This is a genomic window from Treponema sp. OMZ 840, assembly GCF_050937815.1.
In the GTDB taxonomy this organism is placed as follows: Bacteria; Spirochaetota; Spirochaetia; order Treponematales; family Treponemataceae; genus Treponema_C.
Window position 1 is genome coordinate 643,264 of the sequence record NZ_JACDIJ010000001.1, and the last position, 23,589, is coordinate 666,852.

A 23,589-nucleotide genomic window follows, 5' to 3' on the forward strand; every position below is an offset into this window, starting at 1 on the left:
CGATTGCCCTTTATACCGGGCTTGCTGTTTTTGAACGCGATTGTCCCTTGATGTCGAGCGTACATAAAAAAAGAGGTGCCGAAAAAGTACGCGCTTTTAAGGCACCTCCGATATTTTACAAATTTTAGAGCGATTTTTTTACTTTGCAGCGGCCGCTGAAGCTCCGGCAAGTTTACCGAACACAACCGTATCGGGCAGTGCATTGCCGCCCAAGCGGTTCGAACCGTGTATGCCTCCGGTTACTTCTCCGGCAGCATATAAGCCGGGAATCGCTTTGCCGTTTGTATCAAGCACGCGTGCATCCTTATCAATTGCAACACCGCCCATTGTATGGTGTATTGTCGGAACGCGGATTCCGGCATAAAACGGTGCTTTATCGAACCTTTTATCCATTACCTTTTTGTTAAGCGGATCTTTTATTTTTCCGTCAACAGCTTTATTATATTCTTCTACCGATTGTACCAAATTGTCGGGATTGACTCCCATCTTTTCGGCCAAGCCGCTTATCGTGTCGGCTTTAACAACAAGTCCTTTTGCAACAAGTTCGTCTATCGTTTCGTTAAAATCGTTTTTAACGTCGCCGGATGTATATTCATGCGCATCGTGAAGGATAAACATCTTCTTTTCGGGCTGCGCCAATAATGCACGGGTAAGATTGTCGCGGCGTTCGTCTTCGGCTATAAATCTTTTTCCTTCAAGATTTATAAACAATTGGTTCGCGGCATTAATCGATATATTGCCGGACATTCCGCCGGTTTCCGGATTGCCGACCGGTAAAAGTTGAATCCATTCCATTCCGACAAGGTTTGCTCCGGCAGCTTGAGCCATAATAATGCCGTCACCGGTCGCACCCATGTGGTTTGTCGAACCGAGGCCGTCCAAGCCGCCCCAGTGAATATCGTATTTTGCAATCAATTCGGAATTCCGTGCAAACCCTCCAGTTGCAAGTACGACACCTTTTTGGGCAAAAAGGGTATAGTCGTCGGCAGCCGAAGATGCTTTTACTCCCGTAACCTTTCCGTCTTTTATAATCAATTCGTCGGCCTTTGTGCTTAACAAAATCTCGCAGTCTTTTGCACTGTTCAAATATGCCATATAAGCTTCAATGGGGCCGGTCATAAGCGGTTTTTCGAATTGGTGCGTTCTGGGCCACAAAGAACCGGTTACCATTCCCACAAATTCCTGAACTTCAACACCGATACTTTCCAGCCAGCCGATAGATTCTTGAGCGCCCTTTGTAAGCTGATAAATCAATTCGAGGTTTCCTACCCTATCGCCGCCTTCAAAGGCTTGCAGTGCGTGGAACTCGGCAGAGTCAAAGGTGTAGGTCGCTTTATTGTCTTTGTATTCTTTTAACTGAGCTTTTACTTTTTCGATAAGTTCTTTATGCAAATCGTTTGCAGGCTCGGTATTGATAAAGCGGTTGACGGCATCCAAATTACCCTTTCTAAGCTGAATTTTTTGCTGGCGTCCGGGGTCGAAGGCGTTATATTGACCGCCCGAAATAATCGTTGAACCGCCGACCGAGGGCATTTTTTCAACAACAATGACCGAAGCGCCCGCTTGTTTTGCACTCACCGCTGCGGCAAGACCGGCACCGCCTGCTCCGACAATAACTACATCCGCTTTTTTTGTTACCGCCTTTTTTTTCGCTGCAGATTTTTTTACCGCATTTTTAAAAACCGCAACATTCGCTCCGGATTCGGTTAAAGCTGCTTCGGCGGCGGTTAAAATTGCCTTGCTTGTAACGGTCGCACCGGATACCGTATCGACGGCCAAACTTTGATGTTTGACAATACTTTTGGGTATATTTTGAATTGCGGCATCGGAAATATTCGGCGTTTCATTGTGAGAAACAACGGAAACATCCGTAATTTTACCGTTTTTTAAGGTAACCGCTACCTTAACGTCACCGTGAACACCCTGCCCCGTGCCGTTAAACACACCGCTGATGTTCCCCGCACTGTTTTGTTTTGCGGAACAACCGGCAATTACAAAAATTGCCGTTACACATAGAAAAGCTGCAAATCTCTTCATCCCTTTCATAAAAACTCCTATAAAGTTTTTAGCAGAAACCGTCATAAACCGACGACATACAATATGGGCGCGACGCGTTCAAAATGTACATAATAAAAGATTTATTATTCTGCTTAATTTGCAAGTAGAACTATGTTGATTAAAAATCGAGATTTAACCGACAGTTCTTATAGTGTAATCACTATAAGTCTTGCAGTCAAGAGAAGTTTTGCGTTATAACAATTTACAGGTCTTCCGTTTCTTCTGCGGGATTTTTTCTGTAAAGCCTATCTTTTACCACATAGCCTTTTTCATCGCAGGTTCCGTAATAATCAAAAAAACCTTTATCGATTGCAATAGGAAGCCATACCCTATAATCAACCGACATTTTTAAAAACGGCAGTCGTTTTACACTTGCCCAAAAGGGGCGGTTTAATTCGGTTTCCTTTATGCAGCCCGTATATTTGGATGTCACATATATATGGCAACGAAAATTTTTTCCGGGCATCGAAAAGTTTAAACGCCCCTGATAACTCGGCTGCTCAACCGATAATCCCGTTTCCGTATATACGCTTTTTTTACACACTTCAACGGCATTTTCCTGCTCTTGTAACAAAGATATAGGGCCGGAAACCTTTCCCGACCCCTTTTCTTTATATTTGCGCTCAACAAGCAAAACTTGATTTTTATTATTTAAAACAAAGCACAATACAAACGTTTTATCCGGCCGCCAATCGGTCCATAGATCGTCGAGTTTTTCATCGACCTTTTCTTCCGGTTTTACAAGCAAGTCGGGATGATCCGAAAAAAAACAGTCGTCGCATGTATTTTCATCAACGGTTAAAATCTGTGTAATCGAAAGTTCTTTGCCGCATTTTCGGCATAAGCGGCTGAACGGCCACATCACAGCACGAAACACAAATACGAAAACGGCAAGTATTGCCAAGCCGACAAAAGAAAAATACGGGTTATAATTTTTGTTTACAATCACGTATAAAAACAGCCAGTATAAAAACGCACAGGCAAACATTATCAGTACGGCTTTTCTTTTTTTGCGGCATATACCGCCCTTTTTTAGCTGATTAAAATAAACAAGAGCAAAAGCGACAAATAAAAAAATATAATTATCGATTATAAAAGAAAGTATTTTTTCCATATGTATTTTTTTTATAAAAGCAAAGGGCTGCCGCAAAACCGCTTCGGGCAGCCCTCAAATACTGTTATTCAATAACCATTACCGAAACACCGTCGGGGATTGCGGTTACCGCAGCATCGGGATTTCCGCATATTTTTTCGGCAGTTTTCATAGCTTCGTCCAAACTATGGGCGGGAATCATATGTAAATCCCGTATCAGTTGGTCGTCGGCATCCGAAACATAGATAACTTGAGCACGCTGTAAAATACGGATAAATATTTGCGTTTGCCATTGGTCGGACTGCGTTTCATTTCTTCCGCGGCTCATAAAAAGGTCGAGTGTTTTTTGAATATCCGGCTCATCCGCCATCTGATGATAAAAGCCTTCTCCGCCGTGCCCGTCATTCGACTTTGCAAGCATAATGATAACGCCGCCTTTTTTAACCGTCGCTTCGGCGGCAGTCATTCCCTTAACGGCTTGATATATGTTTTGGTCAAGCGGGTAGCCGCCGTTTGTGGAAATAACGATATCGGCGGGTTTGGCATCTACTTTACAAAGTGAAGAAAGAAAATCGCAACCGGCTTTATGCGCTTCTTTAAAATCGCCGGCGACCGCATAAATGGCTTCTTTTTTTTCATTAATGATAACATTAACGATAAATGCAAGTTTTGCATGAGCTGCCGCCCACATCATATCGTTATGAATCGGATTGTTTTCAAGAATACCGGTACGCGAATGCGAATCGGCAATAAATTCCGAACAGTGATTTGCAAGAACCGTTGTACGGCTTGCAATACCGGGAAGAACGCTTTTGCGGCCGCCTGAAAAACCTGCAAAAAAGTGCGGTTCGATAAAACCTTCTGCAACTAAAAGGTCTGCATCGATTGCAAGACGGTTTAATATACAATCGCCTCCGCTGGGAAGCGTACCGATATGCACCAAAGGCGACTTATCGCAATCATGTATGATAATTTTTTCGTTTTTACAAATTTCTTCGCCGAACTTACTAACCAATTCTTCTTTTGTGGTTTCTCTATGACATCCGGTTGAAATAAGAATCGTAATATCGGCATCGGGATTTCCTTTACGGATTTCCGCAAGCATATGCGGTACAATCGCTTTGCTCGGAACGGGGCGCGTATGGTCGCTGGCAATGAGAACTACTTTATTTTTACCTTTTGCAAGCTCCGAAAGCCTTTGAGTACCTATCGGGTTTTTCAAAGCTTCGACAACAAGTTCATCTTGTGTTTTATCCGTTTTATAATGATGAAGATTGGAAACAAGGATTCCTTTGATTCTTTCATCATTAATGTTGATTTTTAAAAACTCTTTTCCGTAGGGAAATGATAATTCCATAATATCATCCTAAAAATTAAAATAAAATCCGTTGTTTTTGCGGCTTCTGCCGTTTTACCCCAAACACCGGCTTTAACTATGGTTACATAAAAAAGGGTGCCGCAAAAGCTTTACTGTCTTCGGGCACCGCTTTTTTACAGGAAATGCACTGATGTGTATAACCTTTACGGCTATGTCTTAAGCATGTGCCGTTTCTTCTTCCGAAGCAAGAGGCACATCGTAATTGATAAGACCCTTTTTCTCTTCATATTTATACAATGCGTTAACGACAAAGGGCGTAACTATAGCCGTTACTATAACGGAGGCGGCACACTGAGCGGTTGCAGCAGCGGCATAAGGAGCCCATGTCGGATCGATAGCGGCTATAGCGGCGGGTGTCGCTACGGAATTTCCTGCCGAGGTACCGACTGCAGCACCGACGGCACAGCTTCTGCGGTTCTTTTTTCTAATCAACAATCTGTAAACGAAATATGATGTCAATCCCGTCCATACAACCGTAAGCAATCCGACGCCGATACCGGGCAAACCTGCCGTTACAAGGGTATTGAAATTCATACCCGCACCGAGCGGAAAGGCAAATAAAAAGATGGAAATAAGCATACCGGGCTTAAGGAAATCGCGCATTTTATCGTCAAGATTTCCGAGAATCATACCCACAATAATGGGGAAAATGCATGCAAACAAAGCTTTTAAAGGAATGGTTGCAACACCGGCAAGCCCCATAAAGCACATTTCGTAAAAGGGTCCGTCATTCGAGGATATTACCGCAATAGCACCCACATCCGTTTTATCGCCGTATTTTGTGGCAAGGGCAGTATATAAACCGCCGTTGGAGTTTGACATACAGCCGATAAGACCGAGCGGCGTCATTCCCAAAAAAACCGCACCGGGGCCGCCGATTTTAGCTAAGATAACACCGAGCGATACGCCGAACAACACTTTGCTTGTGTTAAGCACTATTCCCTTATAAAGAGCTTGTCCGGCACTCTTAAATTGAATTTGCGCTCCCGAACACAAAAATAGTACGGCAATAAGAGCACTTGCACCGTTTTTAAAAAGGGCCGTAGTAAAGCTCCCGATCTTTAAAAACTCCGGAAACAATGTGTTTACAACGACACCGAGAATCAACGGGATAACCATCAAACCGCCGGGCACCTTGTTAATAGTGTCAAGAATCTTGACCTGACCGAGTTTCATACCTACCTCCATAATTGCGGGTCAGAAATACTTATTGTAAGAATAGATTATATCATCATATATAAATCTGTCAAGAAAAACATAATTTTTCTCCGACCGCTTGACTTTTTTAACGGGCTTTGTTATATTAATGAACGTTCGCAAGGTTGGGATTTCTGCTTGCTAAAGGGCGAGAGTGGTGAAATTGGCAGACACGCCGGATTTAGGTTCCGGTGCCCTAGGCATAAGGGTTCAAGTCCCTTCTCTCGCATAGTCGTTTTTGACCGTGCGAAACGCTTGTTTTACTTGCGGGAATAGCTCAGTGGTAGAGCGCCACCTTGCCAAGGTGGATGTCGCGGGTCCGACTCCCGTTTCCCGCTCGAAGCGAAAGGCGGTTCGGAGAAATCTGAATCGCTTTTTTTTTACCTCAGGGAACTTCTAAAACCTCAGTTTTTAAAGAGGCTCTTTATCTTATTGGGTTCCGGCAAAAGCCGGGCAAAGGAACCGTTGTGAATACTACAAAAAAAATCGAAAAACTTGAAAACTCGTCGGTAAAACTGACCGTAACAATTCCTCAAAAAGAAGTACAGGAAAACTACACGCAAATTATCAATAAATATGCAAAGACAATTCAGATTCCGGGCTTCCGCAAAGGAAAAGCCCCCGTATCGGTTTTGGAACGCAAATTCGGCGAAGCCCTTAAAGCGGATGCCGCCGCCGACATAATCGAAAAAGCGTTGGAAGAAATTTTCGACGATATCGACAAAAACGACAAACCCAATCGCCCCCTGCCCTACGCTCAGCCGAAAATGGATGAAGTTCCGAAATTGGACACGGCAAGCGATTTGGTATTTTCCGTTACCTACGACATTATGCCCGAAGTAAAGGTATCCCATATCGACAGCGTTACAATAAAAGAGCCGCAGGTAAAAATCGGAGAGGCGGAATTGAACGAAGAACTTGAAGCAATCCGCGAGCGCAATGCGATGGTTATCGACAAAAAAGACGGCGACGCAGCAGCAAAAGACGATATTGCGACGGTTGATTATTGGGAATGCGACGGCGACGGTAAAATGCTTGATAACACAAAACGCGAAGATTTTGTCTTTACAATCGGAAGCGGCCAAAATATCTACAAATTCGACGACGATATAATCGGCATGAAAAAGGGCGATACCAAAACCCTGACCAAATCATGGGACAAGGATTTTGAAGACACAGAGCTTGCCGGTAAAACAAAAAAAATCGGTGTAACGCTTAAAGCCCTTAAACTGCGAAACCTCCCCGATTTGGACGACGAATTGGCGCAGGACGTAAACGAAAAATACAAAACCCTTGCGGATATGAAAGCCGATATAACAAAAAATCTTGAAACGGCCCTCGAAAACCGCCTGCGCGAAATTAAAGCAAATTCCCTGCTCGAACAATTGGTTGAAAAAAATCCGATTACCCTTCCCAAGTCCATGCTCGATGCGGAAATCGAAGCGCGCTGGCATATGATGGCTCAGCGTTTTCAAACAAGCCCCGAACAGCTTGAAAAGCTTGTTGCGGCTTCAGGGCAGACCAAGGAAGAAATGCTTAAACAGTGGGCCGGCGATTCGGAAAAAATGCTTAAAAGCCGCTTGATTGTCGAAAGTCTTTTAAAGGAACGCAATATCACGGTTACCCCCGAAGATCTTGAAGCCGAATACGAAAAAATAGCCGGCGGAGCGAATATTTCCGTTGAAGAAGTAAAAAAACACTATGCGGATGCGTCGAAAAAAGAGTATCTTATAGATGATATGAAAGAACAAAAACTGTATGCGCAATTATTTGCCGAGGTAAAAATCACCAAAGGTGAAAAAACGGCGTTTGCGGATTTGTTCAAAAAATAATTTCCTACTAAGGACTCGATATGAACGAAAAAATGAGCGGTTTTCTTCCTCACGTTATTGAACGAACGGGCAACAGCGAACATTGGTATGATATTTATTCCCGTCTTTTAAAAGACCGTATTATTTTTGTTGACGGCGAAATTACCGATTTGACGGCCGACCTTGTGGTCGCCCAAATTCTCTTTTTGGAATCGGAAAACCCGGACAAAGATATCAGTATGTATATAAACAGTCCCGGAGGCTCGGTAACCGCGGGCCTTGCCGTCTATGATACTATGCAGTACGTTAAAAGCGATATTCAAACCATTTGCTTAGGACAAGCGGCAAGCATGGGAGCTATCTTATTGGCAGGCGGAACAAAGGGCAAGCGTTTTGCCCTTCCCTCATCGCGGATTATGATTCATCAGCCCTGGGGAGGCGCGCAGGGACAAGCTTCGGATATAGCAATTCAAGCAAAAGAAATCGTGCGTTTAAAAAAACTGAGTATCGATTATTTCGCCTTTCACACGGGTAAAAAAGCCGATAAGGTTGCCGAAGATATGGAACGCGATTTTTATATGAGCGCTCAGGAAGCCCTCGATTACGGTATTATCGACAGTGTTATGGCGGCAAGGAGAAAAAATAATGGCTAAGTTCAAAAACGGTTTTTCTCAATCATGTTCTTTTTGCGGAAAGCCGGCAGCGGCAACACGGCGGTTAATAGCCGGACCGAACGATATTTTTATCTGCGATCAGTGTATTGCGGTATGTCAAACGGTTCTCGATGAGGAAAAAACAACCCCGCAGCCGATTCAATTAAGTGAAGTTCCCACGCCGAAAGAATTTAAAGAGTATTTGGATCAGTATGTAGTCGGCCAGGATTATGCAAAAAAAGCTTTATCGGTTGCCGTTTATAACCACTATAAAAGAATGTCGCTGCCTACACGAACCGACCGTTCAAACGACGATATACAAATCGAAAAATCCAATATTTTGCTTATGGGGCCGACCGGTTCGGGAAAAACCCTTTTGGCAAAAACATTGGCGCAAAAGCTTAAAGTTCCTTTTGCGATTGCGGACGCAACAACTTTAACCGAGGCCGGCTATGTCGGCGAAGACGTTGAAAACGTCCTTTTAAAGCTTATAAATGCGGCAAACGGCAATATTGCGGCCGCCGAACGCGGTATTATCTTTATCGACGAAATCGATAAAATATCGCGCCGCTCGGAAAACGTTTCGATTACGCGCGACGTGTCGGGCGAAGGCGTACAGCAAGCTTTGTTAAAAATTATCGAAGGCACCCGGGCAAGCGTTCCGCCGCAAGGGGGCCGCAAGCACCCGAACCAGGAGCTTATCGATATAGATACGACAAATATACTTTTTATTTGCGGCGGCGCCTTTGTCGGGCTTGAAAAAATCGTTGAAGCGCGCATACACCAGCATACGATGGGCTTCGGGGCCGACGTCGATGCTTTTTCCGACGAACAGCGCTGTGAACTTTTAAATCAAACCAATCCCGACGATTTGGTAAAATTCGGTCTTATTCCGGAATTAATCGGAAGATTTCCCGTCAATGTCGCTCTTAAAGAGCTGACCCGTGAAGATTTGGTACGAATTTTAACAGAGCCGCGCAACGCAATAACAAAGCAGTTTCAAGCTTCTTTTGCGCTGGACAATGTAGAACTTGAATTTACCTCAGAGGCTATTAATGCGATAGCCGATCTTGCATGCAGTCAAAAAACCGGCGCACGAGGGCTTCGTTCAATCGTAGAAAAACTGCTTTTGGACAGTATGTATGAAGCTCCTTCTATAAGCGGCGCAAAAAAACTGCTTATTACACAGGATATGGTGCATAAAAAACATAATCCGGCTATCAGCCTTATCGGCGAACAAAAAACCGCATAGTTAACCGGTGAAAAACTAAACGATTTTTAAAACAGTTCCGCCATATGCGGCCGTTTTAGCGCAGAGATTGTAAAAGCTCTATTGTTTTTTCGGCCGTTTTTTCCCATGAAAAACGCTTAACCCATTCAAGGCCGTTTTTTATAAGCCGCTCGCGTAATTTCGTATCGGTAAGCACCGCTTCTATTGCCGAAGCGCAGTCTTCAATATCGTCCGGATTAAAATACAGGGCGCAGTCGCCGGCAATTTCAGGCAGCGAACCGGCTTTGGCACAGGCAACAGGGACACCCGAAGCCATAGCTTCTATCAGCGGCAAGCCTACCCCTTCCCCGACCGAAGGGAAAATACACGCTTCCGAACCCGAATAGAGTTCGGGAAAATCCTTGTGCGGAAAATAACCGGTTATAAAAATATCACAGGCAAACTCGGAAGCGGCCGCTTCACGATGAATGCTTTCGGCATAGGGGTCTTCGCTTCCGGCTAAAACCAAGCGGTGCGGAAAGCCGGTTTTTTTCTTAAAAAGCGAAAAAGCGCGGATCAATTCAATATGTTTTTTTTCCGGTTTTGACAACCGCGATGCGTAAATAATGTAGGGTTTTTTAATCGCAAAGGGCTGAATGTTTACCATGTCCGAATCTATAAGGGGACGCTGATAAAACATACTGTGATCTATACCGTCATAAATAACTTCTATTTTTTCAGGCCGTATATTTATAGCGGCAAGATCTTTTCGTATGTATTGGCTGACGGCAATAATTTTTGAAGCCGAACGCAAAGAATAGCCGAGCAATTTTAAAGCCAATGTATCGTTTGAAGATTTGAACGTTTCCGAAAGTATATCGTGAATAACAACAACCGACGGCAGTTTAGGCATCCAATGTATTATTTTCGATCCGGCAGGAAAAAGCACGGCATCGTATTTTTTTTTCGCGGCAAACCGCTTCAAATAAAATATGTGCCACAATCTTTCGGCCATTAAACTGTCGGGAATTTGTATTCCGCTGTACGAACAACGCCCGTCGCCCGGATCAAAGGTATAGCGGTCGATTTCCGGCCCGAATAAATCATAGGTACAGTTTTTATCCAAAGGCAGATTTTTAACCAACGAAAGTACATATGAACCTGCCCCCGATCGACCGTGATCGCAGCCGAATACGTCTATTCCTATATTCATCGTTATATTATAGCATAGATTCGGTATGTGTGCTATACTTTTTTTTATGGAACGATCTTCTTTTGATATACGTATAGCGGAAAAATTAAACGAAAAAGCAATTACCGTACCGACCCCCGTACAAAAAGATGTTATACCCTTAATATACGAGGGCGTTAACTGCCTTTTCGAATCGGAAACGGGAACGGGAAAAACCCTTGCCTATTTACTGCCCTTGATTCAACGTTTGTGTTTTGACGCTGACGATACCGATGAAACTTTGCGGCAAACAAAGCTGCTTATCGCAGCTCCGACAAAAGAATTGGCGTCTCAAATAAAAGCCGAATTGAATTATTTTATACCCGAAGGCGGAAAAACACTGCTGTGCTTCGGAGGCTCGCCTCTAAAACGGCAAATTGAAGGCTTAAAAGAAAAACCCTTTGCCGTTATAGGTTCTCCGAACCGTTTGCTGGAACTTATCCGTCTTAAAAAAATAAAAACGGCACAAGTGGAAGCCGTTGTATTCGATGAAGCCGACAGGCTTTTGTCAAAAGAAATGAGCGACGAAAGCACCGTTTTATTGGAAAGTTTGCCCGCACACGTACAGTTTTGCGCATGTTCGGCAACCCTTCCGCTGCACATACAAAGCCGTTTAACCGAATTGTTGGAAGAAACCGGAATAGCTGAAGGAAAAAGAACACAAATACGCATCCTGCCCAAAGAAAACATATTAACAGAACAAATAACTCACTGGGCATTTTATACGGAAAACCGTGATAAAAACGATACGCTCAGACGGTTTTTAGCCGCCGAAAATCCGGAAAAAGCTCTTATATTTTGTATAAATGCCGAACAAACCGAACATACGGCCGAATATCTTTCGTTTAAACATGTCGATTGCTTTGCACTTCATGCCCGCACGGATAAAATAAAGCGCAAACAAGCTTTAGATAAATTCAAAAGCGGTTCGTGCAAAGTCCTTGTCACCAGCGACCTTGCGGCGCGCGGATTGGACATTAAGGGAATCACGCATGTTATCCAAATGGGTTTGTCCGAAAATCCCGATTTTTTTGTACACCGCGCAGGACGCACGGGAAGATCGGGAAATACGGGTATAAACGTTGTTATAGGCGATGAAAGCGATTTGCATTTGCTTGCACAATTTGAAAAAAAATTCGGCCTTATCATATACCCTAAAGATTTATATGAAGGAAAAGTTGTATCCGCCGACGACTGTTGAGTAAGCGGCGATAAAATCAAAATGCGGGCAAATGTAGCGGCAAAGATGCGGCAGCTCATAAAAAAACAGTACAGTTTTATGTTTTCTTTGTCTTATCAGTAAGTACGGATACAGTACATTGACAGAGATTGCCCTCCGTGATAAAATTGTTGAATATATCATTTTTACTTATAAACAAGGATTTTATATGAAAAAAGAAGGTCATAAACCTATTACTAAAACGCTTCTCTATATAGGTTCCGTAATTATACTTATTTTAGCGGCGGTATCTTTTATAGTAATTCCCGCAATGCTTCCCGGTGCTCAAGAAAAATTGCCGCCGCTGGGTTCATATAAGGGTAAAAAAATCGAATATGTCCAGGGTTCGTATTTTACGGAAGCGGTTGCCTATTATGATAATCTGCAAAAAGAGCGCATGTCCCGAGAAAATCTGCAAAATACGGCGGACGGGGATATGCTCAGTATTTTTATCCAAGCATTCCGCGATACGGTTATGACCCTTGCTATTAGCGATGAAGTAAAAAAAAGCGGATATATTGTGCCGGAACCTCTTGTACAACGTGCAATGCTGCCTTATTTTTCCAACAGCAGCGGTACGTACTCGGCAAAGATTTTCCGCGACACTCCGAACAACCGCAAAATTGAAATCAGAAAACAAGTGGAAAATCAGCTTGTATACAGCCGTTATTCCGACGATATAAGCAATCTTAAATCGTCAAATGCCGAAATACAGTTCATTGCGGACATGAATAAGGCCGCCCGTTCTTTTGACGCCGCATTTTTTTCTACGGCGGAATATCCGAAAGAAGAAGCGGCCGCTTTCGGCAAAAACAATCCCGAACTGTTTATAAAATATGATTTATCCGTTATCACCCTTGAAACCGAAAGCGAAGCAAAAAAACTTGCAAGCCGGCTTAAAAACAATGAACTGGTGTTTACCGATGCGCTAAGTGAATATTCGACAAAACAGTACAGCGACGATAAGGGTGCATTAAACAACAAATATCATTACCAGCTCAAAAACATCGTCAAATCAGAAGATGCATTCAAAGAACTTACCGCCCTTGCACAAGGCGGAATAAGCGGGGCTATCGAAACGTCAAGCGGGTGGTCGATTTTTATGTGTACCGGAGCGGCTGAAAACGCTGATTTTGCAGACGCTTCAATGGCAAATCTCGTATATAATTATATGACGGTTTATGAAGCGGGTATTATAGAAGAATATTTTATAAACATTGCAAAGGATTTTTCGGCACAAGCTGCCGTACAGGGTTTTACCGAGGCGGCGCTTACATACAATGCACAAACGGCTGAAATTCCCCCATTCCCGATAAACTACGGTAATACGCAATTACTCGGTTCCATTGCTTTCGGTATTATTCCTCAATTAGCCGAAGCCCAATCAAATGAAAAGTTTTTGACAACCGCCTTTTCTTTGGCCGAAAAAGAAATCTCGGAACCTTTGGTTTTGGGACAAAATATAGTTGTTCTTCAACTCAAAAGCATTGAAACCGACGAAAAAGTTTCATCGGAGCTTTTACAATATATATATCCCCGTTACACATCGCAAACAGATGCGGCAGCAGTACAGTCATTTTTTATGGCAAGTCCGCACTTAAAAAACAATGTATTTGATGTGTTTTTTAAGCATTTTATGGGTAATTAAAACTAGATGTCCGGCAATGATACACCCTGTACGGTTGAAGCCCGTCAGGGTGTTTCCGTTTTATACCGCGGACGCTATTTGTTTTCGCGCTACGAGCCGCAAAAACCTCTGCAAAAGACACTCGAAACTTTTACAATACTGCCTGAAAGCCTTGTACTTTGCCTTTCTCCCGTTTTACCTTTTACAGTCGATTTAATCCGCGAAAAAATAGAGAAGGAAGCCATTCCGGGCTGTTTTATATTGTGCGCGGAAACCGATCCCGTCCTTTACGATTTTTATATTAAGCAAAAACAAAACAGTTCCCCACCGAATCCCCCTATGCAGCACAGCCCCGTGCAAAAAGGCGGCGAAAAAAGCATAAGCTGTCCCGATGCGGTATGTCCGGATGCGGCCGTCCTTTTTAAAAAGGAAGAGGAAATAGCGCGTCTTTTGGACGGAGAAGATTTTTCGCCCCGGTATTCGGGAAGCCCTCTTCCCGCAATAGGCTTTTTTAGGCGGGTACTTGTATTGGAAGCTTCGGGTACGGCCGCACTGTATGCGGATTTTTATAAAGCGCTTTTTTCTTATGCGCAAAACAGTATCGCCGTTTTTTGGAAAAACAGAATGACCCTGGTGCGCTTGGGACGGCTTTTTTCCCGCAATGTTTTAAAAAATGCGGCCCGCATAGCGGCCCGCTCGGCATCTTCGGTTCCCTTAATTCCCGCTTCGCTAAACCGCCCCATTCTGGTCGCAGGAGCCGGTCCCTCTTTGGATGCCCTGATTCCTTTTATAAAACGTTATGCGCAAAAACTGTATATCATAGCCGTTGACGCGGCATTCCGTCCGCTTTACGACAAGGGCATAAGGCCGAATGCCCTTGTTACCGTTGAAAGTCAAGTTATAAGTCAGCGTTCTCTTATAGGAGCGCGCCGAAGCGGTATACCGATTATAGCCGACATGTGCGCAAGAAGCGCAAATCTGCGTATTACGGAAGGCAGTTTGTCCTTTTTTATCTCGGAGTATGCAAAACTTCCCCTTTTGGAGCGCATAAAAAAAGCGCTGCCGGAACTTCCGGTTTTTCCGCCCCTAGGTTCTGTGGGCTTGGCGGCCGTTGAAACCGCCCTCTTTTTACGTGCCGAAGGCACAAGCGTTTTTACCTGCGGCCTTGATTTTTCATACCCTGCGGGTGTAAGCCATTGCAAAGAAAGCCCCTCACAAAAAGAAGGACACGCAAGTTCCGGCCGCCTTATGCCGGCAGGAAATCCCGCCTCGGCCTTTAGGGACGGCGCTTTTTTTATAGAAGGAAAGGGCGGAACGCATCTCGCCTGTGATCCCGCCCTGCACTCCTACGCAGAGCTTTTTTCCGCCCGCTATAAAAATGCGGCGAACATCTACGACCTCTCCCTTTCGGGAGCAAAGACGGGCCTTCCTTTTTTAACGGAAAAAGAAGCGGGCGGTTTGATAGAAAGAGAGGCCGGCCGATTGCCGGAGCGCGCTGCGGATTGCCCGGCGGAAATCGGGGCAGCCTCCGTTGAAGCTTTTTATATAGAAGAAAAAAAACGCCTCTATACACTGCGCGCCGCCCTTACCGGAGAATCGCCTCTGAGTACGGAAGCTTTAAAAGCCTTATTGGAAGAATGCAGTTATTTATATATCCATTTTCCCGACGGACATCGCGGACCCTCTTTATCGCAAAGTTTTTTAAACCGTGTCCGAAGCGAAATCGACATATTTATAAAAGATACGGAAGGTGCAGCCTCTCTCGCTTCTCTTGACGGATGAGAAGTCATAACGTACAATGATAAAAGGAGAATGGTATGGCGGAAGCAGTACAAATCGAAAGGGTTGCAAAAAAAACGCAGGAACAAACGGCCGAAATATGTTTTCCCCGCCGCACATTGGCGAGAATAGATGCGCTTGCAAAACGTACTTCCCTCTCCAGAAATCTTCTTATAAATCAAGCCGTCGAACACAGCCTTGAAGACCTTGAAGACATCTATCTTGCAGAACAGGTGTTGGAAGAAATCAAAACGGGAAAGCAAAAAGTATACAGTCTTGAAGAAGTTGAAAAAGAATTGGGTTTATGAAAGTTCAACTCTCGGAGCAAGCAAAAAAGACACTGTCAAAGCTTGATAAACCGATTTCAAGAAAGATAACAAGCTATCTGCATGAAATTGAAAAACTTGCCGATCCCCGAAGCCGCGGTAAAGGTTTGACAGCGGACAAAACGGGATTATGGCGCTACGGTGCCGTTACACGTTTTATATCGAACAACGGTAAAGCGTTTTTGATTTTTATCAGCGTTTGCTCTTTTTGCAGCGTTCCCTCCGTTTCGGAACAGATAAGGTATTCATCCGCCGTATTAAAACCGTAGCCGAAAAGCAAGTGCATAACCGTATTTTTTTTCCGTTTTTGAAAACCGCACACATATACATCGTCCGCTTTTTTAAAGAATAGTATCCGCTCGTTTTTTCGGGCAGGCGTCTTTATTTCGCTCACCTTTCCCGGCTTGTCGGTGCCGTCAAAAGAGAAAACATATAAAGCATTTTCGCGGGAAAAATACATTTTTCGCTCATGTGCCGAAAAAGACAAATATCGGCCTTCGGCAAAAAACACCGCTTCCCCGTTTTTTAAAGAAGCGGCAAGAACATAATCCTTTTTACCGTAAAAATCACTGCCCGTTTCAAGCGAAAAAAACGCAACGCCGTTATCCGTATCGATTTCAAATTGTACAACCTTGTATCCCTGTTCGGTATACACATCCAAACAGGGAACGAAAACCGAAGAAAGAACGGCTTTATTTTGCCCGCTTCGCTTTACAATACAATTTTGCGCTTGTTTTTTTCCACACTCCAATGTATACCAATTTCCGTCTTGAAAATATACCGCATCTATACGGGCTTCCTCATACCCAAGAGTATAGACTTCCTTCAATAAATGTGATTGTATATCGAAACGCATAAAGGTGCAAAAATCAAAACCCGTATCGCGGACTGTAAAAAATATATCTTGACCTTCTATATGCGCATTTATAATCCAGCCATGTTCTGCCGGAAAAAGAGGGATTTTTTCAGTAACGGTACATCTTCTATGCTGTTCATTTGAAATACGGTACAGAGTAGTACCCGAAACGGCGTAAAAAAAATCTTCTGCAAACAAAAAACTAAAGAGCAGCAGGGGAATAATAACAAGAAATTTTTCCATACCGACTTCTTAATATTATCCGAAAAGAGCTTGACGTAAAATACTGTTTATCCGTGTTTGATATATTTCTCCTTCCGCTTCTAAAGCTTCCAATATATCGGTATCTATCTTTATTGATATTGTTTTTTTTGTAGGAGAAGAAAGAGGAGGTCTCGGAAAAGCGGGCTTGAATTCTTTTAACTGCTCATCGGTAAATTCGGGAATATCTTCGTCATATACTATGGGGCTGTTTTTTATTTCATTAATTCTTTTATCCGTTAATTTTTTTGACATAATCATAGTATACCTCCTGCAATTTTTTTTCAGCCTTTCGTGCCGATATAATTCGTATGCGGTTATTTCGTTCCGTGTAATAAACCACAATAACAAGGATACCGTTTAAACAACCGATACTATAAAATCTTTGTTCATTGTGAGAGTGGGTATCATCCTGTCTGGTCAGAAGATACGGATCATTAAATATTTCGGTTATTTCATCAAAACCGAATCCGTGCTTCTTTATATTACTCTCATTTTTTTCCTTGTCCCACTCAAATAAAGTATCTTCGCTTATAATTGTGGTTCCCATAGTAACCCGCCAATAAAAGCATACACCTTAATCCGCTTATCTGCAAGTTTAAAAATTACTTTTCCGACTGGAGCACGTATTTTTTGGAAAAGGCGGTAATAAAGCGCACGCCGCATGAAAAAAGTGCAAAGCCCAACCCCGAATAAAAGGGGCCTATAAAGGCGGCCGGAAAAAGGTTTAATTTGCGGGAAACGATTCCGAAGCTCATCATGACAATCATAATGGTGTAAGACTTTAAATCGAAAAAAAGCCAAAAACAGGTGCGCTCATCGCTCATATCGCGGATACGGCGGATGTGTTTATACACAAGTTTGCGGAAAATCATCAAATAAAAAAATAAAAATACGCCGATAAAGGCTAAAATCGAAACGGGGCTGCGCATTGTAAAAAAAAGCAAAAGCGGAAAGCCCGTTTTGCACACCATAAAACCGGCAAAAACCCACACAATGCCCGCTATAAGCGGAAGATAATTTTTCGGAATCATGAAAAGATTTTTATGTACCGTATTTTTCATTCTTTTTCCCCGTTTTCAAAATATTCAAAGGCGTCGACTATATCCAGATAAACACCGTCAAAGCCCGCATCAAGTATTTTTTGCAAATACGAGTTGTCGCCCTTGTAAATAATATCCTGCCATTCGGAATCACGGTAATCGACTTTAAAGTTTTCCTTCCATGCGGGATTTTCACCCTTCAGCCATTCGGGAGCGGCACTGTCAAATTTTTCCGCAGATACACGGTCGGAATTCCGCCGGCTTTGCCGCAGCCCTTTGTTCCATTCATCCTTCCAATAATAGCGGTAGGATTCGGCTTCGCCTATGCTCATATAGGCGATAACTTTTCGGCGCGCACGGGATTTTTTATACTGCAGCGTTTTTACATCGCTTGATTCAAGCGCCGTACCGTCGAAAAACAAATCGATTACAAAGGCGTCGTAGTCGGTTGCCGCAAGACAGCGGATAAAGTCGTCCTTTGAAGCAAAATTTTCGGGGTTGATAAGATACAAAAAGTTTTTCGCCTGCGCAATACGTTCTATACTTTCATCGTTTTTATTAAAAGGTTCGGCAGGGCGCGGCGGTATTGAACTTAAATCGCGCTTATTTGCCGCAAAAGAAATATAGCCGTTTTGCCGATTGAGTTTATACGAAGAATCGATAAAAGCGGGCGAAGTACAATAATCGACAACCAGCACCGCCTTGCCGTTTTGTACAAAAATATCGCACAGCGATTTTAAGCGCTTTGAAACGGGGCCGGGGGTGGGCTTATTGTCGGCGGTATAGCCGAAATACAAGTCTTCCCTTCCCGTCCCCGCAATTGCGTTAAGATAATCGCTCATCACCGGAGAATCGGGCAGCCCGTCCGAAGTAATCAATTCCTGGGCGTTTTGCACAATGAGCTCAAAGCCGGGATTCGTTTTGTGTGCCGCCTCAGCGATTGCGATAACAAAGTTCCGCATTTCGCTTCGCCAATCGACAGCCGGCTTTTCACCCGAAACGGCATACGAGCGCGCGGCCGCACGGGGAGACAGGGCCGCACAGGAAAAAAGCAGACAGATAAAAACACCGGCAAAAAGCTTTAAAATAAAAACTGCGGCTTTTCGGTCTTTTTTCATTTGTATGTACCGAGCAGGGCCGCTCCTACAACGCCCGCCTTATCCTGTAGTTTTCCCGCGCAAATAGAGGGTAAAGCCGTATTCGGACCGCGAAGACATTCTTTTTCTGCGATGCGGCGAAGGGGCTCAAGCAGTTTTTCACCTTCTTTACTTATGCCGCCTGAAAGCGTGATAATCTGGGGCTGAAAAATGCTTACGGCGTTTACGACACAGGCTGCAAGCGATTTTATATAATACTCAACAGTTTCGCAGGCGGCTTTATCCCCCTTGTCCGCAGCGCGGAACGCGGTTTTTCCCGAAACGTTTTCGAGGCTTCCGCCGGCTTCGCTCCACAAGGCGCTTTCGGGGTATTTTTGCATAAAATCGCGGGTGGTTTGCTTTAAGCCGCTTGCCGAAGCGTACATATTCACGCAGCCCTTTCTTCCGCAGGGGCAGTCGCGCCCGTCAAGTTCTATAACGGTGTGACCGAGTTCCCCCGCCAAACCGTTAGCGCCGCGGAAAATCTCGCCGTTTATAATAATGCCCGAGCCGATGCCCGTCCCTATCGTAATAGACACCAAATCGGTGTAGCACTGTATGCCGAGCTTTTCGGGAGGCGTTTCCTTTCCCATGCCCGCAATAAATTCGCCCCATGCGGCGGCGTTTGCATCGTTTTCGACAAGTACGGGAAGCGAAAGTTTTTTTTCCAAATAATCTTTAATCGGAACGCCGTAAAAGCCCAAATTTGCCGCCGTTTCGACCGTTCCCGTTTTAACGTTTACAATACCGGGGGTTCCGATTCCTACACGCGAAAAGCTTTTCGGCGAAAGGCCGGGAAGCGTTTTTAACACATCCTCTACCGATGCGGCGCAGTCGTCAAGGATTTTTTTCCAATCGCGGGGCAAAAGGGTGCGCCGCTCTACGGAAGCAATCACCTTGTAGCCGGCATCGAGGACGGCTGTTTTAATCATCGTTCCGCCCAAATCTATTCCCAAATAATATTCCATATCTTACTATAATGTGCTATAATCGCTTCTATGTCAATCAACAAAAAAATACCTTCAAAAATACTTGAAGTATGCGCCGATTCGGCCGAAAGCGCCCTTACGGCGGAAAAAGCGGGAGCTTTGCGCATAGAACTATGCGCCAATTTGATTATCGGCGGTACAACGCCGACAATCGGTCTTGTAGAAGAGGTAAAAAAAGCCGTTTCGATTCCCGTAAACGTGCTTATACGGCCGCGTTTCGGCGATTTTTGCTACAGCAGTACGGAACTTAAAGCGATGGTGCGCGATATAAGGCTGTGCCGCGATGCGGGAGCCGACGGTATTGTCATCGGCTGCTTAAAAACCGACGGAAGCCTTGATACCGAAGCAACCGCAAGCCTCATCGCCGCCGCCCCAAGGGGCACTCTTTCTTTAACCCTGCACCGCGCCTTCGATATGTGTAAAGATCCCTTTGACGCATACCGCAGTGCCGCAAAACTCGGTTTCGATACGATTTTAACATCGGGGCAAAGTGCAAGCTGCTATGAAGGACGCACCCTTTTAGCGCAGTTAAACGCACAGCGAAAAGCAGGGGAACCCGTCATAATGGCAGGCGGCGGCTTAAAGCCCGAACTCATCGTTCCGCTTGCACGGGAAGCGGCGGTACGATTTTTTCATCTTTCGGGTAAAAAAATCGTACAAAGCCCCATGCAGTGGAAAAATCCGAAAGTCAGTATGTCGACAGACAGTTTCAGCGAATATGAAATATGGGCTGCCGACGAAAAGGTTATTCGAAGCGCACGAGAGCAATTCGACCTTATATAAGGTTTGAGTTCGTATAGGGGCAACGTTTATATACGGGCGGCTCAAAACCGACTTTTTGCCGCCCGCAGCCTTCCTTTTTTGCTTAATTGTTTATTCTCTTTTATCGATAATTAAAAAGAAGCTTTAATTGTACACACAGGAGAATTTTTTATATGACTAAGCGTATACACGGCCTTTTTATGTGCCTTGCGGGTTCGGTATTTTGTACCGTTTTTTTAAACAGCTGCCTTACAATTCCCGATAATACCGGCGAACAAAAAAAACAAATGAACATTCAGGAACTCATCCTCGCCGGGAAAACGGAGGAAGTACGTGCTTTATTCCAGTCGCAGGCGGACATCAATATAACGGATGAAAACGGAAACACGGCTTTGCATATAGCAGCTCAAGTAAACGATGCCCAGCTTGTCACTTTTTTATTATATAAGGGTGCCGATTCGGAAATAAAAAATTATGCAGGCGATACGGCTTTACATGTTGCCGTAAAACATAAGGCCGCCGCTTCGGCGGAAGTCCTTGCCGCTCTTAACAGCAATATTTTTGCAAAAGACGGAGAAGGAAACACTGCCTTTGATATAGGCTTAAAATACGGTTCTTTATTTTATGACGCATTGCTTACCACCCGTACCGGAGAAATACGGGATGTACAAGGACAAACGATTATCCATTATTTAGTAAAAAGCAAAAATACAGACGCATTGAAATTCTGTATCAAAAAGGGTATTCCGCTTTCCGTTAAAGACATACACGGAATAAGCCCCCTATTGCTTGCTTATTCGCAAAAAGACCTTGAGTCGGTATATATTGCCGCTTTGCTTATTCTTGCAAATGCAGCCCCCGAAAGAGGAAACCTTGCATATTTTGAAGACGCGGTAAAAACGCACAATCTTTCCATGCGGTTTAACGACGGCCAAAGCCCCCTGCATTTTGCCGTTATTTCAGGGGAAACGGCAATCGTGCAGTATTTAATCAAAGAAGGAAGCTCAACGGCTGCAAAGGATATTTCCGGCTCGACACCGCTGCATGAAGCGGTACGATACGGTAAAACCGAAATTGCCGCAATGCTTTTGGATGCCGGAGCCGATATAAATGCACGCGACAGTATGGGAAAAACGCCGCTTCTTATTATCAGTCCTGACAAAAAAAGACAGGAAATATATCAATTGCTTTTACAGCGCGGCGCCGCCGCAAATGCCGTAGATGCATACGGCGACAACGCTTTACATATAGCCACAATGACTAAAACCGAAACAGCCGTTTTGGAAGCGCTTGTCGAACGCGGCGCCGTTATCGACAGCCGCAATAAAAAAGGGCTTACCCCCTTGGCACAGGCAGTCGAAAGAAAAAATGCCGCACACATAGCTTTTTTTGCATCCAAAAATGCCGATATACACGCCGAAGACATAAACGGGCAAACTCCTTTAAGCAGATCCCTTGAAGGCGAGTTTGATATGATAAAAACGCTTATAAACGGCACGAATATCAATTCCCGCGATTCCATCGGCAATACACCCCTTCATATTGCCGTCTTTAAAAAAGCATCTCCCGAACAAACACGATTTTTGCTGGAAAACGGTGCCGAAATAAATGCCCGTAACAGAAACGGAGACTCTCCCCTGTATATGGCGGTACAGCAAAATAACAGATTTATCGGCGAAATGCTGTTGGCACAGGGAGCGGATGTATTTTCCGCAAACACGGCAAACTATTCCCCGCTTCGCTTAGCCTTAAGCGCAGGCGGCGACGTACAGGATTGGCTTTTAACATCGGAAGTTATAAAGGCGACAGACGGCATGGGAAACACCCCCCTTCATTATGCAGCGGAATGGCATTTAAACGATGCAGCCTCCGTTATTCTTGAAAAAGGCGCTCCGATAAACAAACAAAACACAAACGGAGAAACCGCAGTATTCAGTGCCGTCAAATCGGACAACGACTCCCTTATAAAAATCTTTATAAAAAACGGTGCCGATTTGAATTTGCGCGATTATTTAGGAAATACCCCCCTTCATGCATGCGTGCGATGGGAAGCGCAAAAAGCAGCCCTTATGCTTTTAAAATCCGCCGATGTAAACGCAAAAAATCTTTCGGGAAAAACCGCTTTGCATGAAGCCGCTCACGGCGGGCGGATAAAAACGGCAAAACTGCTTTTAAATCATAAAGCCGATATAAATTCGTCCGACATAACCGGAAGAACGCCGCTTATGGATGCCGTCGTAAATGAAAATACTGAAATGACGGCCCTGCTTCTTCAATTGGGAGCAAGTCCTTCCATCCAGGAAATGTACGGAAGAACCGCCTATCACGATGCGGCCGAAACGGGAAATACGGCATTGATACGTTTACTGCGTAGATCGGGCGGAAATCCGCTTGCACGCGACATTCACGGCCGTACCCCGCTCTCTTTGGTATTGCATAAAGACAAATCGGTTATAGGAGCGGTATTGGGAGATGACATAAACCTTGCCGACTCGGACGGAAACACCCCTGCCCATATTGCCGTAACGTCTTCCGTTTCAGCTGCGATGTTTACCGCCCTTATCGAAGCGGGTTTTCCGGTAGACAGGCGAAACAGAGAAGGGATTACCCCCTTACTGCTTGCGGTAAAACACGACAAACCGGATTTAGCCCGCATTGCCTTGGAAAAAGGAGCGGATCCCTTTATACGGGACAATTTATCCGAATGTGCCGTAAGTTATGCATTAAAGCATGATAATACCATATTGAATATGATTGTACAAATTGCAGGAACAAAACGCGATATAGCCGGAGAAAACATTTTGCACTATGCCGCCCGTGAAGCCGATGCGGCAACCGTACAGCGCCTTTTGTCGATGAGTTTGGATAAAACGGTAAAAAACATTTCGGGAGAAACACCCTATGATACGGCGGTACGCTGGAAGCGAAACGATATAGCCGCCTTACTAAAATAGGCAGAG

20 protein-coding genes and 2 tRNA genes are annotated in these 23,589 nt (G+C 44.4%); 11 read left to right on the forward strand and 11 right to left on the reverse strand.

Annotated elements, in window-relative coordinates; translation table 11 throughout:
• Window positions 1-138: 138 nt before the first annotated feature.
• From H0R92_RS03145 to H0R92_RS03160, 4 genes are all read right to left on the reverse strand, one after another.
• Window positions 139-2,046 carry a flavocytochrome c gene (locus H0R92_RS03145; RefSeq protein ID WP_432961067.1) on the reverse strand — a complete coding sequence of 636 codons (1,908 nt, stop codon included), beginning with the start codon at window positions 2,044-2,046 and terminating at the stop codon, window positions 139-141.
• A gap of 214 nt (window positions 2,047-2,260) precedes the next feature.
• On the reverse strand, window positions 2,261-3,172 hold the full coding sequence (locus H0R92_RS03150; protein WP_432961069.1) for an NUDIX domain-containing protein: 912 nt from the start codon (window positions 3,170-3,172) through the stop codon (window positions 2,261-2,263).
• 64 nt (window positions 3,173-3,236) lie between these two features.
• Window positions 3,237-4,508 carry a nickel-dependent lactate racemase gene (gene larA, locus H0R92_RS03155; RefSeq protein WP_432961071.1) on the reverse strand — a complete coding sequence of 424 codons (1,272 nt, stop codon included), beginning with the start codon at window positions 4,506-4,508 and terminating at the stop codon, window positions 3,237-3,239.
• Window positions 4,509-4,685: 177 nt separating this feature from the next.
• Entirely contained in the window at window positions 4,686-5,705 is a 1,020-nt protein-coding gene (locus H0R92_RS03160) for a 2-keto-3-deoxygluconate permease (protein WP_432961073.1), read from the reverse strand.
• Window positions 5,706-5,874: 169 nt separating this feature from the next.
• Here H0R92_RS03160 and H0R92_RS03165 point away from each other — a divergent pair.
• The 5 genes from H0R92_RS03165 (at window position 5,875) to clpX (ending at window position 9,442) form a co-directional block, all read left to right on the forward strand.
• Window positions 5,875-5,955: transfer RNA gene (locus H0R92_RS03165), tRNA-Leu, on the forward strand.
• Window positions 5,956-5,992: 37 nt separating this feature from the next.
• Window positions 5,993-6,064: transfer RNA gene (locus H0R92_RS03170), tRNA-Gly, on the forward strand.
• A 129-nt stretch (window positions 6,065-6,193) separates the two neighbouring features.
• Entirely contained in the window at window positions 6,194-7,558 is a 1,365-nt protein-coding gene (tig, locus tag H0R92_RS03175; protein WP_432961075.1) for a trigger factor, read from the forward strand.
• A gap of 20 nt (window positions 7,559-7,578) precedes the next feature.
• Window positions 7,579-8,190, forward strand: a complete 612-nt coding sequence (clpP, locus tag H0R92_RS03180; RefSeq protein ID WP_432961077.1) for an ATP-dependent Clp endopeptidase proteolytic subunit ClpP — start codon at window positions 7,579-7,581, stop codon at window positions 8,188-8,190.
• Complete coding sequence (clpX, locus tag H0R92_RS03185; RefSeq protein ID WP_432961079.1) at window positions 8,183-9,442, forward strand: ATP-dependent protease ATP-binding subunit ClpX; 1,260 nt, start codon at window positions 8,183-8,185, stop codon at window positions 9,440-9,442. The genes clpP and clpX overlap by 8 nt, the downstream gene beginning before the upstream one ends.
• A gap of 55 nt (window positions 9,443-9,497) precedes the next feature.
• Here clpX and H0R92_RS03190 read toward each other — a convergent pair whose 3' ends face one another.
• Window positions 9,498-10,613, reverse strand: a complete 1,116-nt coding sequence (locus H0R92_RS03190; protein ID WP_432961081.1) for a glycosyltransferase family 4 protein — start codon at window positions 10,611-10,613, stop codon at window positions 9,498-9,500.
• Window positions 10,614-10,659: 46 nt separating this feature from the next.
• Here H0R92_RS03190 and H0R92_RS03195 point away from each other — a divergent pair, with 46 nt between their 5' ends.
• The 4 genes from H0R92_RS03195 to relB all read left to right on the forward strand — a co-directional run bounded on the left by H0R92_RS03195 (window position 10,660) and on the right by relB (window position 15,564).
• Complete coding sequence (locus H0R92_RS03195) at window positions 10,660-11,832, forward strand: DEAD/DEAH box helicase (protein ID WP_432961083.1); 1,173 nt, start codon at window positions 10,660-10,662, stop codon at window positions 11,830-11,832.
• A 187-nt stretch (window positions 11,833-12,019) separates the two neighbouring features.
• Window positions 12,020-13,498 carry a peptidylprolyl isomerase gene (locus H0R92_RS03200; protein ID WP_432961085.1) on the forward strand — a complete coding sequence of 493 codons (1,479 nt, stop codon included), beginning with the start codon at window positions 12,020-12,022 and terminating at the stop codon, window positions 13,496-13,498.
• Between the two features lie 6 nt (window positions 13,499-13,504).
• Window positions 13,505-15,259, forward strand: a complete 1,755-nt coding sequence (locus H0R92_RS03205) for a 6-hydroxymethylpterin diphosphokinase MptE-like protein (RefSeq protein ID WP_432961087.1) — start codon at window positions 13,505-13,507, stop codon at window positions 15,257-15,259.
• Between the two features lie 35 nt (window positions 15,260-15,294).
• Window positions 15,295-15,564 carry a type II toxin-antitoxin system RelB family antitoxin gene (gene relB / locus H0R92_RS03210; protein WP_432961089.1) on the forward strand — a complete coding sequence of 90 codons (270 nt, stop codon included), beginning with the start codon at window positions 15,295-15,297 and terminating at the stop codon, window positions 15,562-15,564.
• 154 nt (window positions 15,565-15,718) lie between these two features.
• Here the strand turns inward: relB and H0R92_RS03215 are convergent, their stop codons facing one another.
• The 6 genes from H0R92_RS03215 to H0R92_RS03240 are packed head-to-tail and all read right to left on the reverse strand — an operon-like array spanning window position 15,719 to window position 19,846.
• Window positions 15,719-16,681: a hypothetical protein gene (locus tag H0R92_RS03215; protein ID WP_432961091.1), complete on the reverse strand. Its 963-nt coding sequence runs from the start codon at window positions 16,679-16,681 to the stop codon at window positions 15,719-15,721.
• A 15-nt stretch (window positions 16,682-16,696) separates the two neighbouring features.
• Complete coding sequence (locus H0R92_RS03220) at window positions 16,697-16,954, reverse strand: BrnA antitoxin family protein (protein ID WP_432961093.1); 258 nt, start codon at window positions 16,952-16,954, stop codon at window positions 16,697-16,699.
• Window positions 16,932-17,249: a BrnT family toxin gene (locus tag H0R92_RS03225; RefSeq protein ID WP_432961095.1), complete on the reverse strand. Its 318-nt coding sequence runs from the start codon at window positions 17,247-17,249 to the stop codon at window positions 16,932-16,934. The genes H0R92_RS03220 and H0R92_RS03225 overlap by 23 nt, the downstream gene beginning before the upstream one ends.
• Window positions 17,250-17,304: 55 nt before the next feature.
• On the reverse strand, window positions 17,305-17,763 hold the full coding sequence (locus H0R92_RS03230; protein WP_432961097.1) for a hypothetical protein: 459 nt from the start codon (window positions 17,761-17,763) through the stop codon (window positions 17,305-17,307).
• Window positions 17,760-18,860 carry an endo alpha-1,4 polygalactosaminidase gene (locus H0R92_RS03235; protein ID WP_432961099.1) on the reverse strand — a complete coding sequence of 367 codons (1,101 nt, stop codon included), beginning with the start codon at window positions 18,858-18,860 and terminating at the stop codon, window positions 17,760-17,762. Before H0R92_RS03235 ends, H0R92_RS03230 begins: the two co-directional genes overlap by 4 nt.
• Window positions 18,857-19,846 carry an ROK family protein gene (locus H0R92_RS03240; protein WP_432961101.1) on the reverse strand — a complete coding sequence of 330 codons (990 nt, stop codon included), beginning with the start codon at window positions 19,844-19,846 and terminating at the stop codon, window positions 18,857-18,859. The genes H0R92_RS03235 and H0R92_RS03240 overlap by 4 nt, the downstream gene beginning before the upstream one ends.
• A 30-nt stretch (window positions 19,847-19,876) precedes the next feature.
• Between H0R92_RS03240 and H0R92_RS03245 the strand changes: the two genes are divergently transcribed.
• Complete coding sequence (locus H0R92_RS03245; RefSeq protein ID WP_432961103.1) at window positions 19,877-20,650, forward strand: copper homeostasis protein CutC; 774 nt, start codon at window positions 19,877-19,879, stop codon at window positions 20,648-20,650.
• Window positions 20,651-20,802: 152 nt separating this feature from the next.
• The gene (locus H0R92_RS03250) at window positions 20,803-23,583 is read left to right on the forward strand and encodes an ankyrin repeat domain-containing protein (protein WP_432961105.1); all 2,781 of its coding nucleotides are present in this window, start codon (window positions 20,803-20,805) and stop codon (window positions 23,581-23,583) included.
• Window positions 23,584-23,589: the final 6 nt, after the last annotated feature.

Bases quoted from the DNA above. Each gene is read 5' to 3' on its own strand.
- H0R92_RS03205 (WP_432961087.1), top strand. From the start codon at position 13,505: ATGTCCGGCAATGATACACCCTGTACGGTTGAAGCCCGTCAGGGTGTT.
- H0R92_RS03225 (WP_432961095.1), bottom strand. From the start codon at position 17,249: ATGGGAACCACAATTATAAGCGAAGATACTTTATTTGAGTGGGACAAG.
- H0R92_RS03200 (WP_432961085.1), top strand. From the start codon at position 12,020: ATGAAAAAAGAAGGTCATAAACCTATTACTAAAACGCTTCTCTATATA.
- H0R92_RS03245 (WP_432961103.1), top strand. From the start codon at position 19,877: ATGTCAATCAACAAAAAAATACCTTCAAAAATACTTGAAGTATGCGCC.
- H0R92_RS03240 (WP_432961101.1), bottom strand. From the start codon at position 19,846: ATGGAATATTATTTGGGAATAGATTTGGGCGGAACGATGATTAAAACA.
- clpX (WP_432961079.1), top strand. From the start codon at position 8,183: ATGGCTAAGTTCAAAAACGGTTTTTCTCAATCATGTTCTTTTTGCGGA.
- H0R92_RS03215 (WP_432961091.1), bottom strand. From the start codon at position 16,681: ATGGAAAAATTTCTTGTTATTATTCCCCTGCTGCTCTTTAGTTTTTTG.
- H0R92_RS03190 (WP_432961081.1), bottom strand. From the start codon at position 10,613: ATGAATATAGGAATAGACGTATTCGGCTGCGATCACGGTCGATCGGGG.
- H0R92_RS03160 (WP_432961073.1), bottom strand. From the start codon at position 5,705: ATGAAACTCGGTCAGGTCAAGATTCTTGACACTATTAACAAGGTGCCC.
- H0R92_RS03145 (WP_432961067.1), bottom strand. From the start codon at position 2,046: ATGAAAGGGATGAAGAGATTTGCAGCTTTTCTATGTGTAACGGCAATT.
- H0R92_RS03250 (WP_432961105.1), top strand. From the start codon at position 20,803: ATGACTAAGCGTATACACGGCCTTTTTATGTGCCTTGCGGGTTCGGTA.
- H0R92_RS03220 (WP_432961093.1), bottom strand. From the start codon at position 16,954: ATGTCAAAAAAATTAACGGATAAAAGAATTAATGAAATAAAAAACAGC.
- relB (WP_432961089.1), top strand. From the start codon at position 15,295: ATGGCGGAAGCAGTACAAATCGAAAGGGTTGCAAAAAAAACGCAGGAA.
- H0R92_RS03195 (WP_432961083.1), top strand. From the start codon at position 10,660: ATGGAACGATCTTCTTTTGATATACGTATAGCGGAAAAATTAAACGAA.
- H0R92_RS03230 (WP_432961097.1), bottom strand. From the start codon at position 17,763: ATGAAAAATACGGTACATAAAAATCTTTTCATGATTCCGAAAAATTAT.
- clpP (WP_432961077.1), top strand. From the start codon at position 7,579: ATGAACGAAAAAATGAGCGGTTTTCTTCCTCACGTTATTGAACGAACG.
- H0R92_RS03235 (WP_432961099.1), bottom strand. From the start codon at position 18,860: ATGAAAAAAGACCGAAAAGCCGCAGTTTTTATTTTAAAGCTTTTTGCC.
- larA (WP_432961071.1), bottom strand. From the start codon at position 4,508: ATGGAATTATCATTTCCCTACGGAAAAGAGTTTTTAAAAATCAACATT.
- H0R92_RS03150 (WP_432961069.1), bottom strand. From the start codon at position 3,172: ATGGAAAAAATACTTTCTTTTATAATCGATAATTATATTTTTTTATTT.